At 34.9% G+C, this 15,509-nt stretch carries 13 protein-coding genes; 11 read left to right on the plus strand and 2 right to left on the minus strand.

The window, feature by feature from the left end; all coding sequences use genetic code 11:
- The first annotated feature begins 317 nt into the window (after positions 1–317).
- Positions 318–656 carry a nucleotide pyrophosphohydrolase gene (locus BUB45_RS10155; protein ID WP_073008372.1) on the plus strand — a complete coding sequence of 113 codons (339 nt, stop codon included), beginning with the start codon at positions 318–320 and terminating at the stop codon, positions 654–656.
- Between the two features lie 338 nt (positions 657–994).
- On the opposite strand, the gene BUB45_RS10160 is transcribed toward BUB45_RS10155, so the two are convergent.
- Both BUB45_RS10160 and BUB45_RS10165 read right to left on the minus strand, forming a co-directional pair.
- Positions 995–2,338, minus strand: a complete 1,344-nt coding sequence (locus BUB45_RS10160) for a hypothetical protein (protein ID WP_073008374.1) — start codon at positions 2,336–2,338, stop codon at positions 995–997.
- Between the two features lie 105 nt (positions 2,339–2,443).
- Positions 2,444–3,460, minus strand: coding sequence for a hypothetical protein (locus BUB45_RS10165; RefSeq protein WP_244527710.1), 1,017 nt, complete (start codon positions 3,458–3,460; stop codon positions 2,444–2,446).
- A gap of 571 nt (positions 3,461–4,031) precedes the next feature.
- Here BUB45_RS10165 and BUB45_RS10170 point away from each other — a divergent pair.
- The 10 genes from BUB45_RS10170 (at position 4,032) to BUB45_RS10215 (ending at position 15,394) form a co-directional block, all read left to right on the plus strand.
- Positions 4,032–4,406, plus strand: a complete 375-nt coding sequence (locus BUB45_RS10170) for a hypothetical protein (protein ID WP_073008377.1) — start codon at positions 4,032–4,034, stop codon at positions 4,404–4,406.
- A gap of 45 nt (positions 4,407–4,451) precedes the next feature.
- Positions 4,452–5,039, plus strand: a complete 588-nt coding sequence (locus BUB45_RS10175) for an LURP-one-related family protein (RefSeq protein WP_073008380.1) — start codon at positions 4,452–4,454, stop codon at positions 5,037–5,039.
- A 393-nt stretch (positions 5,040–5,432) separates the two neighbouring features.
- A complete protein-coding gene (gene cas6, locus BUB45_RS10180; RefSeq protein WP_073008382.1) occupies positions 5,433–6,341 on the plus strand; it encodes a CRISPR system precrRNA processing endoribonuclease RAMP protein Cas6 in 909 nt (302 codons plus the stop codon).
- 11 nt (positions 6,342–6,352) lie between these two features.
- On the plus strand, positions 6,353–7,303 hold the full coding sequence (locus tag BUB45_RS10185; protein WP_073008385.1) for a DUF6602 domain-containing protein: 951 nt from the start codon (positions 6,353–6,355) through the stop codon (positions 7,301–7,303).
- Positions 7,278–8,276 (plus strand): DUF6602 domain-containing protein, encoded by a 999-nt coding sequence (locus BUB45_RS10190; RefSeq protein ID WP_073008388.1) that lies wholly within the window; start codon positions 7,278–7,280, stop codon positions 8,274–8,276. The genes BUB45_RS10185 and BUB45_RS10190 overlap by 26 nt, the downstream gene beginning before the upstream one ends.
- Positions 8,257–9,765: a Cas10/Cmr2 second palm domain-containing protein gene (locus tag BUB45_RS10195; protein ID WP_073008391.1), complete on the plus strand. Its 1,509-nt coding sequence runs from the start codon at positions 8,257–8,259 to the stop codon at positions 9,763–9,765. The genes BUB45_RS10190 and BUB45_RS10195 overlap by 20 nt, the downstream gene beginning before the upstream one ends.
- Positions 9,752–11,881 carry an RAMP superfamily CRISPR-associated protein gene (locus BUB45_RS10200; protein ID WP_073008393.1) on the plus strand — a complete coding sequence of 710 codons (2,130 nt, stop codon included), beginning with the start codon at positions 9,752–9,754 and terminating at the stop codon, positions 11,879–11,881. The genes BUB45_RS10195 and BUB45_RS10200 overlap by 14 nt, the downstream gene beginning before the upstream one ends.
- On the plus strand, positions 11,856–13,169 hold the full coding sequence (locus BUB45_RS10205; RefSeq protein ID WP_073008396.1) for an RAMP superfamily CRISPR-associated protein: 1,314 nt from the start codon (positions 11,856–11,858) through the stop codon (positions 13,167–13,169). Before BUB45_RS10200 ends, BUB45_RS10205 begins: the two co-directional genes overlap by 26 nt.
- Before the next feature lie 10 nt (positions 13,170–13,179).
- A complete protein-coding gene (gene csx19, locus BUB45_RS10210) occupies positions 13,180–13,722 on the plus strand; it encodes a type III-D CRISPR-associated protein Csx19 (RefSeq protein ID WP_212590763.1) in 543 nt (180 codons plus the stop codon).
- A complete protein-coding gene (locus tag BUB45_RS10215) occupies positions 13,700–15,394 on the plus strand; it encodes a TIGR03986 family type III CRISPR-associated RAMP protein (protein ID WP_073008402.1) in 1,695 nt (564 codons plus the stop codon). Before csx19 ends, BUB45_RS10215 begins: the two co-directional genes overlap by 23 nt.
- Positions 15,395–15,509: the final 115 nt, after the last annotated feature.

A 15,509-nucleotide genomic window follows, 5' to 3' on the forward strand; every position in this document is an offset into this window, starting at 1 on the left:
TAAAATATATGGAATTATATAGTTATTTTACACGATAAGCGGGGCATAGGTCATCTTATATCATTACATTTCACTGTAAAGCGAATTTTCAATCAAAGGGGGGGCGATAGAATATTATTAGCCAAGGGGAACGATCTTTTACTACCTATTAAACTCGCAAAAATCATTCTCCTATTTGATTTGCAAAATTTAAAATTACATTTCTTCAAGGTAACGGAATTTGGTATAGTGAAGTATAATACTTATACTTCACTATATTATAGAACCAAACGATGTCTACTATGGTCTATATAAATAATTATAAAGGAAGGGACAACATGAATGATATAGGAAAATTAATCCAAAAATTGAACACCTTTCGCGATGAGCGAGATTGGAGACAATTTCACAACCCGAAAGATTTGGCTATCTCTTTGTCGTTAGAAGCAGCTGAATTACTGGAAGATTTTCAATGGAAAACAAGTGAACAAGCAATTGAGGAGAACCTAGAAAACATAAAAGAAGAACTCGCTGATGTCATGATTTATGCACTGATGCTTAGCCATGATCTTGATTTAGACGTTAAAGAAATGATACTGGAAAAAATGCAGAAAAATGCGCAGAAATACCCTGTAGAAAAGAGCAGAGGCAGGAAATTAAAGTACGATAATTTGTAGGTAACATGAGCGGTGAATAGCTTTTCATTTAAGTGCAACGAACTCTCCCTCTCCGCATATAAGGCGGGAAGGGAGAGTTCGTTGCACTTCTATAACCGTAAAGAAAAAGCAAATCCATACTCTCCTAATACAAAAAAGAGCTGAGTGACTCATAATGCCTCATCCCAGATCTTTTTGTAAGTTGAATTATGATAAACACTTATTAATTTTGTATATTTTACAGTTGTAATTTACAGAGCATTAGGCTACACAAAACGTTACAATATCGAATAAAAAGGATGTACTTTGAAAAGAGTAATGCAAATTACTGCACTTCCATCTTTAAAAATTATCAAATTTTATATTGTAATATCTACATAAGATGGGTTTTCTTCTAATAAATATGTCCGCATAGAATCTCTTGGCAAAATATGTTCAACAAAGCGGTTCCAACCCGCAATATAGTTACTTTTATTCCAGGAGTTATGATATTCATGATATCGCGACAACTTACTCGTTTCCGTATTTTTTGTGTGATTTATATACCCCTGCAAAATGGCAGACATGTCCTTCTGAAAAGATCCGTTCACATCTACAGCATCTAAGTTACCAACGAGGGAAGCCATGATGTCTTGAACAAGTTGGTCATTCCAATCCATACGATATGCTTCCTCATTCCTTACAAACGGATCATTTCGCATACGCTTGATATAATCTGCCGCTTTTTCATTTTGCTTGTCTACAAATTCCTGAAATACCATATTGAGTTTCGATTGGAGCCCGTCCCGCATTTCATAGTTGTCTTTGATGAGGGCATATTTCATAGCTTGAAACCCAAGCTCAACACCAAATTCCTCTTCCGATTTATGCTTGTTTCCACCTAATGGACGAGACCTATAATCAACATACTGCATTTCTTTCACCAATGTCCCAATAGCCATTAACTCATCCATATTATATCCGCTTTCCTTTGTTGATGTATTATTCAAAAGTTTCTTTTTATAAGAAGACTGCAATTGCTGAGCCATATACGTATTATCTGCTACCAACCACTCATCCGGAGTCCCTTTTATACCAGCAAAATCTTCATTTTCTTGTATAAACGTAGTATATTGCTCTTTGCGCTGTTGAAATAAATCTTTAATACTAGCACTGATCATTTCAGCTTCCTCATTCACACCATGCTCACTCAAAAAGCTACCCGTCATACGTGAAAATTGTTTCGCATAACTATCCACATGATTATTTATAATAGAATCCAGTTTTTTAAAATATTCTTCCCGTTCAGACCCAGTAAAACTCTGTGTTATTCGAGACTGGCTATAAGCATATTGGGAAGCAATATGATCCATATCTTTAGCTAATCGATCCAATGTAGCATAACTAGGAGTTCGATTGGTTAGATCCATCTGTAAACGATCCCAATTTATATCCACAGTGTTTAAATCGTCTTCGGTTAATGCTAAAACATCTTCTCGATTACGCTGTATTCTATCTCCTGTTATCTTGCCGTCACTTGTTCGAGATAGGTTCACTAAAATGGGGGACATCAACCTTCGTAATGCATGCTCCTTCGCTTCGTCTGTCGTAGTTTTATATGCTTCCAATTTGCTTATACCAAAGGGGTTCGTATTAAATGGTTTCTTCTGTTCAGCCACTATACTGTTGTTGCTGTATACATGTAAAAAATGATTGATTTGCATGGACCTTTCCACCTTTTTAGTGAATTAGCAATTCTAAATATACATGAACGTCACCATATTTATTGTTAAAACTCCTTGCCCTTTACTTCATTAAATGGTTATGTTTTAATTCAAAAATTCTATCGTAGGAATAGACTCAACACCACTTGCATAATAAAAATTTAGAACACTGAAAAAATCGATAGAACGTCCCTTGTTTACATCGAAAACGATTATATGATCCCCCCAATTAATGAAATCATCATCATCTAACCTTCTAGGAGTTGTTTTTCCAATTGTATCAACAAATGAGTCTTCATATTGTGTTGGCGGGCCTGATCTAAAGGATGAAACATGGTGCATAAATAAAGTTTCTTTATCTAAATATACTAATATTGCGTTATCAGAGCTAGCATAATCTGATTGGTAACTGACAGGACCTGCAATTGATTTAACTTTTGCATCAGAAACGCTATGTGTCCGTTGATTATAATTTCCATCCCAACTAAAATAATATTCACGTTCCCAATCCAAATGTGAATTACTTCCATTAACAGTAAGAACATAATTACCATTTGCATAAACTTCTCTATTTGGATAAAGTAATATTGCTTGCAACAATGAGTTAGAAGTAGAAATTATACTTGCTGCACCTGACGGATTAGTTGCATTCATCTTAATTGTATAATTATTCCCCATTGTTTCAGTAGAATAGACTCTTAGCGCCCAATCACCAGCTATTAATTGACTATTAGCTACTATATTTCCCGGCGAACCGCTTATAGGAGTAGGGTATGCTGTTTCTGTTTCCCAATCAACTTTATAGAGTTCCACAACGTAATCTGGATTATCCGTCTCTATTTCAAAAAGTATACTTCTATCATCAGAAACATTAAAAAACCAAAAGTCATCTGGGTCCGTTTCCACTAAAGAATCATTAAAGAACATTCGATCCCCCGAAACATTATAATTAGAATTAATAGACGCAGGTTTCTTTACAGGAACTCCCTTTGTTTTATCCAATACTGGCACTTCATCACTAAACTCCACATGTTGATTGCTCAAGTGTTGTTTTACATTAAAAGCTTTAAAATCCACTTCTGCTCCATAAGTCGTTAATGAGAAAGAAAATAAACCCAACATTAAAGTAATTATAAAAACAATGATGGAGGACTTTTGTTTTATACTCAAATAATTTATTATTGTTTATATCGGTATAATTTATTCAAAATTAAATATTTTATTTAACTTTTTAAATATTGAAATTCATTTACAAATCTTCACACTATTTTTCCTATATTTAAATAATATCTCTTTGCTAAATTGAACTGCCGCCTTTCAAAGGTTGCTTTGTTCCTAATTGATTAGGAGCTAAATTTTCCCATGTGAAATCATTTCCATTTGAAGTGATAGACGAGTTTTGCAACAGGGAAGGAACGTTTTGTGTGAGGGTGAGACAAATCCACACGGAGGATGCGGATTTTCCTGCGAGTGAGCGAATTTCTTACGAAGGTGAGCAATTTTCATTTTTAAATTTGAGGGATTGTAGCGTTGACGGAACTCTTTTATAATATTTTCTACCTAATTATATATGTTATATCCAGTTTTAGGTGTTATCATTTCATAAAATATTCCTATATAACCAAATATAGTGTATTATTTTTACTATCAAACTGTACGCTTTGAATAATCGAAACGGAAAGGTGTGTGAAATATGAAAAAGAGAAAAATATTTATGTTACTATTTGCAATAAGTATCAGCTTAAATGTATATCTAGTAGGAAAATCATTCGTAATGAAAAAATTAATTGAACCTACTGATGAGGAAGAAATTATGCTAAGTGAAATGGTTCAAAAAACAGTAGAAAGTGAAGATTATAAACATTTGGCAAAGAAAGAAGATATTATAGCTATTCAAGCAGGTGTAGATAAATTTAAAGGCGGTTCATTTCCCTATACTCTAGAAGTAAGCGTCAAAACAGACAAACAGGCATATCTATTCTATTGTACGGATGATAAATGTACCAAGGTCGATAACGGCGGATGGACTTATTCTATCTATCAAGATGAAAATCCGAGACTACCTTAAACAAAAAATAATATAGAAAAGCGTTTCTCACATGGGAGGGATCACATGTTTTCGCAATATAGTACATTTTTCCTGCAAAAAACAACGCTATATAAACTACAACGAAAAATCTATACAATAAGCGCAAACAACCAATTAATTGGCAAAATAGAAGAAACTCCGGCTTCCCATAAGAAAATAACGAATCAACTAGTAAAACTGTTCGCTTACCAATTCATAAGTTTTGATTTACAGGTTTTAGATAGTAACGGTCATATTTTAGGCTGGATTGTAAAAAAAGACAAAGGAATAACGACCGATTTTCACCTTCTTTCCAATGAAGGAGAGCTTTTAGCAACGGTTCAACCAAAGTTAAAACTATCTACCGCAACGATGACGGTTATTGACAAAGAAAATAAACAGCTCATACAAGCAAAAGGTGATTTTGGTGCCATTCATTACACTGTAGAAGCATGTAAAAACAACACTACGATCGCTTCTATTCAGAAACGGTCGCTTGTATACGATTCCATTCAAGATAGTATCCATCAACATGATGGTTATTATCTAACAATGGAAAAGACGGATGCCCTCACCAAGCTTGCCTTGTTAGCAATTGGCATCATGATAGATGTGTATATCTATGATGTATAATACTTCTTTTTAAATCTCTATCGATGAGGATAAAAATACGTAGAAAAAGCTTACGCGTAGGGGTATCATGAGAAAAAACAAAAACGTAGCGTCGTTCATAACCTACATATAATGCGAATACTATTAAACTTTATTTTTAAGCTATTTCGTCATATTGAGCAAAGACCTACTGAAATCCTCTTTTATTTTAGTACAATTTTTTCTAGTGTTGTCTGTCAGCCTACCATTTAAAATGAAATACTCTGAAATATTGGCATCTCTATTTATTTAAATGACGTCACCTTCATAGGTACGTCCTTTTTTATTTTCTAATATGTAAAACTACAACAGTTACAATTATGATATAGTGGAAAGTAATGGATATATTTACTTAGATATAAAAGGAAGATGAAGATGTTTTCACATATTAAATGGGTAACATTACGTGCTACGTTCATGGCGCAACGCGATGGACAACTCCCTCCTTATTTAGGATCAACAGTCCGAGGGTTGCTTGGTCATAGTTTACGAAAAATGGTTTGCCCTACCCCTAAAGTCAAATGCTTCACATGTGAACTGGCAGCTACGTGTGATTACGCAAATTATTTCGTCTCACCTAAAAACGCCGCAGGTTCAGTAAACCCGTTTGTATTACATGTACTAACGAAAGGTAAAACAACATGGCAAAAGGGAGATATTTGTGAATTTGATATTACTTTGTTAGGCAATACAGCACGTAGCGGTGTAACGTTAATTACACAAGCTATTCAACAAATTGAAAACTTAGGTTGGGGTGCAGCACGTATTCCGTTTCAATTAATTAAAATTGCGGATACAACAACAAATCGAATTATATGGTGTGAAAATCACCTATGGTTGAAAAATGTCCAACTGCATGACTTACATTGCGAGGAAAAATCCACTTCATTTGTATTTTTACATTTTCCTGCTCCGCTTCGCTTACAAAAGAGTAAGAAATTACTTACTGCGCCGTCTTTTGAAGATATCATTCGAGCGATAACACGAAGAGTGAGCTTGATTTCACACGCCTATGCTGGTTACAAATTAGATTGGGATAACGAAGCAATGTTAAGCGAAGCTAGAAAAGTAAGCGTTATAAATAGTGATTGGGAACAAACAACGTTTAAACGCTATTCCATGAATCAAAAAAATAATACGCTAGAAATCGATACGATAACCGGTTGGGCCTGTTATGAAGGGGATATCACACCATTTACCCCTATTTTAGAAGCAGGAAGGTTGCTTCATATCGGCAGAAATCCAACACATGGATTTGGATACTATACCATTAATTATTTATGAGGTGAGTGAAAATGAATGAAGAAGTTATTACAAAGCTAGCGAAAAATTATTGTAACCTAGAGCAAACCTTAATAGAGGAATTAAACATTGACAGGCAAAGTAATGTGTCAAGCGCGGAAGAAATTTGGCAACCCGTATTCAGGCGCATTGTACCGACAAAGTTTAACGTAGAGAAAAATGTCTATATTATTGATTCTCATCAAAATGTTTCTCAAAAAGTGAGTCTCGCAATCTATGACGAGCAATATACCCCGTATATCTTTAATTACGGTACGATTAAATACATACCAATTGAAGCTGTTGCTGCGGTGGTGTTATGTGAGAATGAAAAAGATAAGAAAAGGGAGACAGAAGGACAGGGAGCGGAAGAAACTTGGTTGCAATCCATTCAAAAGCTAAAGACAGAAATGAATGCTTATGTGCGAATTCAATCAGGTGTGTTGGATACAAATCTAGAAAGTCTGTATAAAAAGTTTGAAGAAGAAAAAAGAACATATGAAAAACAAAAATGCTCTGAAAAAAATTGTACTGTTCGAAAGCCACAAAAACAAAGTCAAACATCAACGAGGCCAATCACAATTTTATGTACTGCGATAGATAATAATTTTGAAGACAGTGAATTTGATCTCGTTCTAAAAAATGATGAATCTAAATTAAAAAAAATGATCCCTAACGAAAATAGATCATTAGATAAGTGGAGTGATTGCTTAAATCATTATTGTCATGACCGTTATGAGAACAAAGATAAATTAAAAGCCTTAGCAGATACTTCAGAAGAAAATAAGTCTAATCGAACATTAGAAAGCTTAAATGTTGGAGATCAAAATGTACTCCTTTCCTTAATGTTTCAATTAAATCAATTATTAATGCTCATTAATAATCCGATTTTCTTTCCTCACGAATCCTATGTAAAAGCATTCAAGGAGGTAATTAGCGATGCAGGAACTAAAAAATCTAAATGAGTATTATCAAAGAATAGCAAAAACAATTTCATCTCAATTGCAACTTGAAACACCTAATCATGATGTAACAACAGGTACCAGCAGAGAATTCGTTTGGCTTCATCTCTTTGAGAAGATCATCCCGAAAAAATTCAAAATAGCACGAAGCGTTTTCATCATTGATTCTTATGGGGAAGTATCAGCAGAAGTAGATATTGCTATCTTTGATGAGGAGTATACGCCATATGTATTTAATTATGGTGAAATGCAATTTATTCCAATAGAAGCCGTTGCTGCAGTCGTGCAAAGTAAAAGTCGTTCCATGAAGAAAGATATATTGGATAATGTGACAGCTTGGGCGCAGACAATTTATAAGTTAAAACCCGTTCTTAATGCCTGCGCACGTACGCATCATGGTTTTTTAGATACGGCTAAAATTACTCGTTCACAATCACAAACGTCCACACGACCTATTTTCATTTTATGTACTCTACATTCTTTAAAAACAGAAGAAAGGAATGATGATATATCATCAGTACCAGAATTGAAGAGGAATTTTGATTTCATTTTACATTTGGATAAAGAACAGCAATTTCAATTCGTTGCGGATGAAAAAAAATCATTTGCCAAATGGTATGAAGAGCTTAATCATTATGATTTAAAACGTTACAACTCAGAGTATAAGAAGCTTGCAAATTTAAGTCCAATTAATTTTGCAAATACAAATGAAAAATTTAAACAGTGTGCCGAAAAAGATAATATAGAAGAACGAAAATTGAAGGATTTAAAAATATATAACAAAAAATCGAATAAAGAAGCAGAATCAAACGATGAAAACCCTTTATTAACGTTTATGTTCCAATTTAATCAATTATTAATGATTATTAACAATCCGATGTTCTTTCCACATCAAGCTTATGTCAATATGTTCAATGACGCAATAAAAAAAAAAGAAAAAGGAGTGTGTGAAACGAATGGAAGCATCAAAAGATGATTTTTTGTTAGCTGTCTATGATATTACTGGTATTCAAGACTATATTTTCGCATCTAATTATTTAAAAGAGAATATCGGGGCTTCTTATATTGTCGGGAAAATGGTAGAAAAGCATTTTGTAGATGTTTTGAAAGATAGGGTTAATAATAAAGAGCTAGTAAAAACTTGTTGGACTAAAGAAAACGTTTCTATTTTACAAAATGATAAAATACAGGCTGAAGTTGTTTACATTGGTGGTGGCAATGCCCTTGTCATCTATCGAGATTGGATATTGTACAACGAAGTGAATCGACAGTTTGCAGAAACTGTGCTAAAAGAAAGTGCTTCACTTACGATGGTAACAGAAGCCATTCCATTTAAGTTAGATTGCGGAAAAAGCTATGTTGAACTGTACAGAGAACTGATGCAAAAGTTAAATACTACGAAAGCTAAAATGGTACGGACGAAATTAAATCAAACGCTGCCTATTTTTGCCCAAGAATCTTTTAAAGGAGATCCGATAACAGGTTTTATAGATAACAAACATGTATCAACAGAACAACGGTTAAAACGAGAAGCGCACTATGATAATACCGTGTTCCAGCAATACGAGAAAAATTGTGTGAAAGAAACGGAAGATTTAAAACGCAAGAAGGGCGAAGATAGTTCTATTGGTGTTGTACATATTGACGGAAATGGAATGGGGCAATGGATTGATGGTAAGCTAGCAGAAACAGGGAAAGATTTTACTTCCGCTATTCAAAAACATCGTGAACTCTCATTACAAATTACAAACTATTTTAGAAAAACCTTTAGAAAAACAGTGGACAAATTCGTAAAAAAGACAGACGGAAGCACGAGTGAAAAGGAAGAAAAATTGCCTCTACGCCCACTTATATTAGATGGGGATGACGTTACATTTATTTGTCAAGGGGATTTAGCGATTCCTTTTACGTTGGAGTTTTTAAATCAACTGAAGAACGGGGATTTCAATACCAAAATTTCTGCTTGTGCAGGGGTCGCCTTTGTCCATAGCCACTTTCCTTTTAATCTTGCCTATGACATTGCAGAACAATGCTGTCAAAATGCAAAACATGTGTATTACGAAAAGAAAGATAAAAATGATAAAGATGATAAAGATGAAATACAAGAATGCTATTTTGATTTCTATTTAGTGCGTGGTAGTTATGTGCAAACGATGGAGGAACAACGTGACAATCAAACTTACTTAGATCCGAAGATTTACAATGTAGAAGAATTAGAAGAATTGGATGAACTGATGCAGTGTTTAAATAACGATGATGAAAAAACATGGCCACATTCCCGTTTGATTGCCCTTTATGAAGCGTATTCACAAGGCATGGAAGCAGTGGAATTGGTCAATTTAGAAGCAGAATCACGAGGATACGAGAGAATAAAAATAAAATCTTCAGAGGAACGCCTGTTGTTTGATGCATTACAATTACTAGATTTCGGTAAGAACAGGGGTGAAGAATATGCCAAAGTATGAACTAACGATTAAGCTGGATAGCGATGTAAGCCCTGGAAGTGGCGACAGTATTGCAGGGGTTGTTGATCATGACATTACACATGAATACGGGATTCCAATTATTCCCGCAAAACGGTTAAAAGGTGCATTACGAGGAGTAGCAAAAGAGTTTGTAGATTGGGGCTTCACATCTTCATCCAAAGTAGATGAGCTATTTGGAAAACCAGGAGAGCAATATCGGTCCGGAATTAAAATATATGACGCAAAACTTGCTTCTATACCAAAGGAATACTTTGCAAACGAAAATTATAAAGAAATAGATGATTACGATACCTTCCTAGCACAAATCAAACAACTTGATCCAGCAAAAGTTTTACCTCTTTTTACAATGCTTTATACTAAAACAGCAACAGAAAATGGACAAGCTCAAACAGGATCTTTGCGTACGATACGTGCAATAAATCGGGGGTTAGTTTTTAAAAGTATCATAGAACTAGAAAATGAGGAACAAAAGAAATTATTATGCGACTGTGTAAAAGGTTTGCGTCATCTAGGATATGGACGTACACGCGGTTTAGGCGAAGTAAGTTGCAAGATGGTAATGATTCAAGGTGAACAAGAGGAGAATCATTCTAATACAGAAGGAATAAATTGTGATCTTATGATGGAGAAAAATAATTCAAATTCAAATCAAGAAGAACAGTTCGTAAACCAAGCGATCCGTATTACGTTGCAACAACCAACTTTATTAGCAGGTAGCAAAGGACTCTATTACAGTTGTACCGATTTCGTACCAGGTAGTGCTTTATTAGGTGTCTTTGCAAGTCTATATATTAAAAAACATAACTTAGGCAAGAATGCCCATGAAGACCCAGAGTTTGTGCGCCTATTTTTACGTGGTGATGTCTCCTTTGGTTATGCATACCCAGAAGTGGATGAAAAAGTTTTCATGCCTTGTCCCGCTCATATACAACGCGTAAAAAATGAAAATAGAGCAATGTTGGAAGAGAAAAAGACAGATCCGACTATCATGTTACGTAAAATAAATTCGCTTGCTTACATGCAAGAAAATGAACTCTTGTTACATGAGCCAGCAAAAGAATTTCGCATGCATCATGCAAGACCTGAAAATCGTCGCATTGGTCGAGCAGTAAACGATACGAAAGGCACCAAGGATTTAGACGGAAAAAAAGGCCAATTTTATTATTATACAGCCCTTCAAAAAGGGCAGCATTTCATTGGGGAGTTAAAAGGTAAACAAGAAGATGTCCAAATGCTCGCTTCGTTATTAAATGATGTAAATGGCATCATTCACCTCGGTCGTTCACGCACCTCTGAATATGGCGCTGCGAAAGTAGATGTAGTGAATAAAGAACCTCATATGGAAGGCTTTTTAAAGGCAAAAAAAGGGGATAGCAAAGTTGCGATTTATTTAGCAACACCTTTAACATTACAAAATGAGATAGGGCGATACGTCGCTAATGTCGAGCTTTTCATTACTCAATTGGAAAGAGAATTAGAAGCAACGTTAAAAGTTGAAAAAATGTATATTAAAGAGACGGTGTTAACTGGGTACAACGCGAAATGGCGCTTACCAAAGCAAGAGAAGCAAGCCTTAGATGCAGGTACAGTGCTTATTGTCTCAACACAAAATAAGGAAGTTGATTGGTCTTTAGTAGAAAAACAACAATGGGGAGCAGCAACGGAAGAAGGTTGTGGCGAAATACGAGTTCTGCAGTATGAAGGTACATCGAATGAAGTAGAGTGTATTTCCATAAGCAAAAAGTTACAAGAAAAACAATTAACTCAAATAGACCATTCTCTCGATTGTGTCCACTATATTGAGGGAGCCTTAGAAAATCGTAACAAAGATATCCTTGATAATAAGGAAGCCATCCATTTGGCAAAAGAAATGTTAGACGAGTTAAAACAGTACAGTAAATCAAAAATATATCAATTAGAGCAGTATGTGAGGTGCGATGAAAATAACTTTGCTTTGCCAAAGTCATTTCCGAATCTTTTAAAAGATATAGGTGATAAAAAACTGAAAAGCCAATCTAAAGTTTTTATTGATGCTCTCTTCCACACGATAAAACTGGAGGTGAGAAAAGATGGAAAAGAAACCAATCAAAAATAAAATCACGAAACGTACGTATATTCAAGTCGAAGGAGAATTAGCTTCTCCACTCTTGGCAGGATCAGGTGAAGATGATTTTTCTGACATGGATATTTTACGTGATTATAAGGGTACTCCTTTTCTAGCAGGTACTGCAGTGGCTGGTGCGTGTCGGCAATGGTTAGACGCTAATGGTATGGACAAAACAGCGATCGACTCCTTGTTTGGTGCCAGAAAAAACGAAGAAATAAAACAAGATAGTGACTTGTTTCAAAGCCGTATTTTTATATCTGACTTACAATTTACAGACCCCAAGACTACAATACGTGATCATGTAAAACTAACGAAGAATAAAACAACGGATAATATGGGGAAATTTGACATTGAAGTCATTGAAACAGGTACGCCCTTTATTATGCGATTCGAATATATAGAGCGTGATGGCACAGGTGAACATCATGATAACACGTTAATTCAAACGATCATTAGTGGAATCAACCATGGTGAATTAACATTTGGTGGAAAAACGAATCGTGGTTACGGAAGATTAAAGGTTAAAGAATTGAAAGAAAAAGAGTTTCATTATACTAATACAAAAACAGTGGAAGATTGGCTAGAATGGTCATGGAAAGACATCTGCAAAGAAGAACCTTCACTTGACAAATACATCAAAGACAAAAAGCAGTTTCACGAAGTTGAAGTTCCTCTTAAGATTAAACAAACATTACTCATTCGTGATCACAAGACAAATGAAGATGATTACACATACTTACGCGCTAATAATAAGCCTGTCATCCCTGGTACGACATGGGCTGGGGCATTTCGTCACCGTTTACAGCACATTGCTTGTGAAATACTAGGTGAAAACAAAGAAATAGAAAAAAAGTTAGAAGATATATTTGGCAGTAAACATGATAAAAAGCAAACAAATCCCTCTCAATTAACTTTTGAAGAATCCGTCATTGAGGAGGCAACACCGTTCAAGATCACAAGAAATGCGATTGACCGCTTCTCTGGTGCTACCATAGACGGTGCTTTATTTACAGGTGAGGTTGTTTGTAAAGGAAAGACGAACTTAGTCATTCGATGGCGAAAAGATAGTTGTTACGACCCTATTATAAAGGGAATATTATACTGGATAATTCAAGACTTAATGCATGGATTTCTAGCAATCGGTGGTGAAACTGCAGTAGGGCGAGGTGTTTTTGAATTAGACGGCAGCAATCCTATTAAGAAATGGGATGCCTATCAAGAGGATGCTATAACATGGATAAAGGATGGTGCAGAACATGAAACTGGCACGGTGTGATTCTACAATAATGAGGAAAGGAAAGCTAAAAGCTGACGAATTAATAAATTTTATCAACTTAAACAACGGGCAACTTTATGTAGTAACTGATTATGGTGTTTTTTTAAGTATTGTAGAGTCAAAAAATATTAAGCTTTACGACGACGAGAAGCTTAACCCTGATTTTATTCAGGAGGTACGTATTTTTAACAAAGATATGGAAATCAAAATCACACGGATGGATGGTGAATTTGTGTGGCGTGAACGAAAAGACACAGATAATAAAAAAGGGGAAATAACTCGCATTGATGAAACATACCTACTATGGGGGAAAGTAAAACATTTAGATAGAGGCTGGTCGATTTTAACAGAACAACGCGGATCTCGTATCGCTCTTCCCCATTTATATGAACAGGAACAAAAAGTAGAGCTTGTTTTTCGTAAATATATTGCGTTTCAAGATTGGGACTTAGCAAATGAACAACCTTTTACTTATCACGTAGTCGACGACCGCTTAGTCGAGTATCAAATATGGAAGGAGGAAAAACCAGATGAGCAACAAACAACAAAATGAACGTTTTGTAAATCCATATAATTTTGTCCCGTTAGAAAATAAATGTGACAAAGAAGGTAATCGTATAGTTGGCCCACTAACAGGAAAAATAGAGTGTACGTTAGAAACATTGTCACCTGTATTTATACCAGATGGCCAAGATAAAGAAACATTTTTCCACTATCCAGAAGATGAAAAACCTGTCATCCCAGGTTCAGAAATACGTGGTACCATTCGTAGCGTCTTTGAAGCAGCGTTTAATGGCTGTTTGTCACAAGTGAATGAGGATCCCTTTCATAGACGATCCATGGATGCAAAACATCCAGGTTTGCTTTATAGAACGGATGAAGGTTGGAAGTTAAAAGAATGTAGAAAGATAAAGACCACACCGTATAATATACAAGCTAAATCTATTATACTATCTGAAGGAGATGCTTTATACTCTAAAAACAATAAAATTTTTTGTAAAAAATATATTCCAGATGGTAAGGAAGGCTTTGTTCACTTAAGTGAGAAAGGACCTAACGGGAAACCCATTTTTGTCTTTCAACCTCTAAGAAAAACTTATAAAATAGAACAAATAGAAATTGAATATTTATTAAAAGTACTGGAATTATATGAACGAAATAATGACAAAAATAAGGAACATAGTGGCTACATGCAATATAAACAGAAGTTACGTAACATGCTTATGTGTACGGATAATAGTATAAAGTTACCCGTATATTATTCAACAGATTCAAAAGGAAACATTAGCCATTTAGCGCCCGCCGCCCTTTCTCAAGAAGTATTTAAAAATACACTTATAGACATTTTAAAGGCTCAAGGAGAATATCAGTCTTGCGAGTGCAAAAAAGCCATTTGCCCTGCTTGTCATTTGTTTGGTTTCGTAAACCAACAAGAAATGCAAGCTTCTAGAATTCGCTTTAGTGATGCAACAATACAAACAGAACCTACATTTTTAAATAAAATGACCTTACCTTCCTTAGGACAACCGAAGCCAGGAGCAGTTGAATTTTATACTGAAAAAAACAATTCCTACTGGACATATGACTATACGCAAAAAGGAAAAACACGCACGCCTTTAGAACCAAGTGAAATAAAAATACGTGGACGGAAATTTTATTGGCATCATGAACCTAAAAATTATGATTTAAAAACTAATATGGATGAAATGGAGACGACAATAAAACCGCTTAATAAAGGGAATGCATTTACTTTCACTATTTACTTTGAGCGTCTAACAGAAAAAGAATTAAACCAATTATGTAACGTTTTAGATATTAACCAATCTAAAGAGCATGCTCATAAAATTGGTCGAGGAAAGCCCTTAGGATTTGGCAGTATACAGGTTACAATTGATCGCATCCAAACTCGGCAAATTAATGAAAATACGGGTGCTTACGACCTTAAACCTGACCAACAAAGAAAAAACATGACTGAAGATCAAATCAACCAATCATCCGATTTATTAAAAATCTTACGTTATCAACCAGATTTCGCTAAAAATACAGTTACCTATCCAAAAGTAGAAAAATCATCTCAGAACACAAATGAACAACCTAATGATTTAGCTTCCCACCAATGGTTTAATAAAAACAAGACAAGAAACGGGTTTAAGAAAGTCTTACCTACTATTGAAGAGGAAGTTTCAACAAATTCACATAAATGGTTAAAAATAAATAAAGTATAACTTATGCTGCGCGAATCTTGAAGACCATAAAGGTACTTAAAGGTTCGCGCACTACAATATAGATAATAAGTATGACTTTCATTTTCTAGTTGCTTCTTCTCAAGTTGAACATAAC

This window comes from Virgibacillus chiguensis (genome assembly GCF_900129865.1).
GTDB lineage: Bacteria > Bacillota > Bacilli > Bacillales > Amphibacillaceae > Virgibacillus > Virgibacillus chiguensis.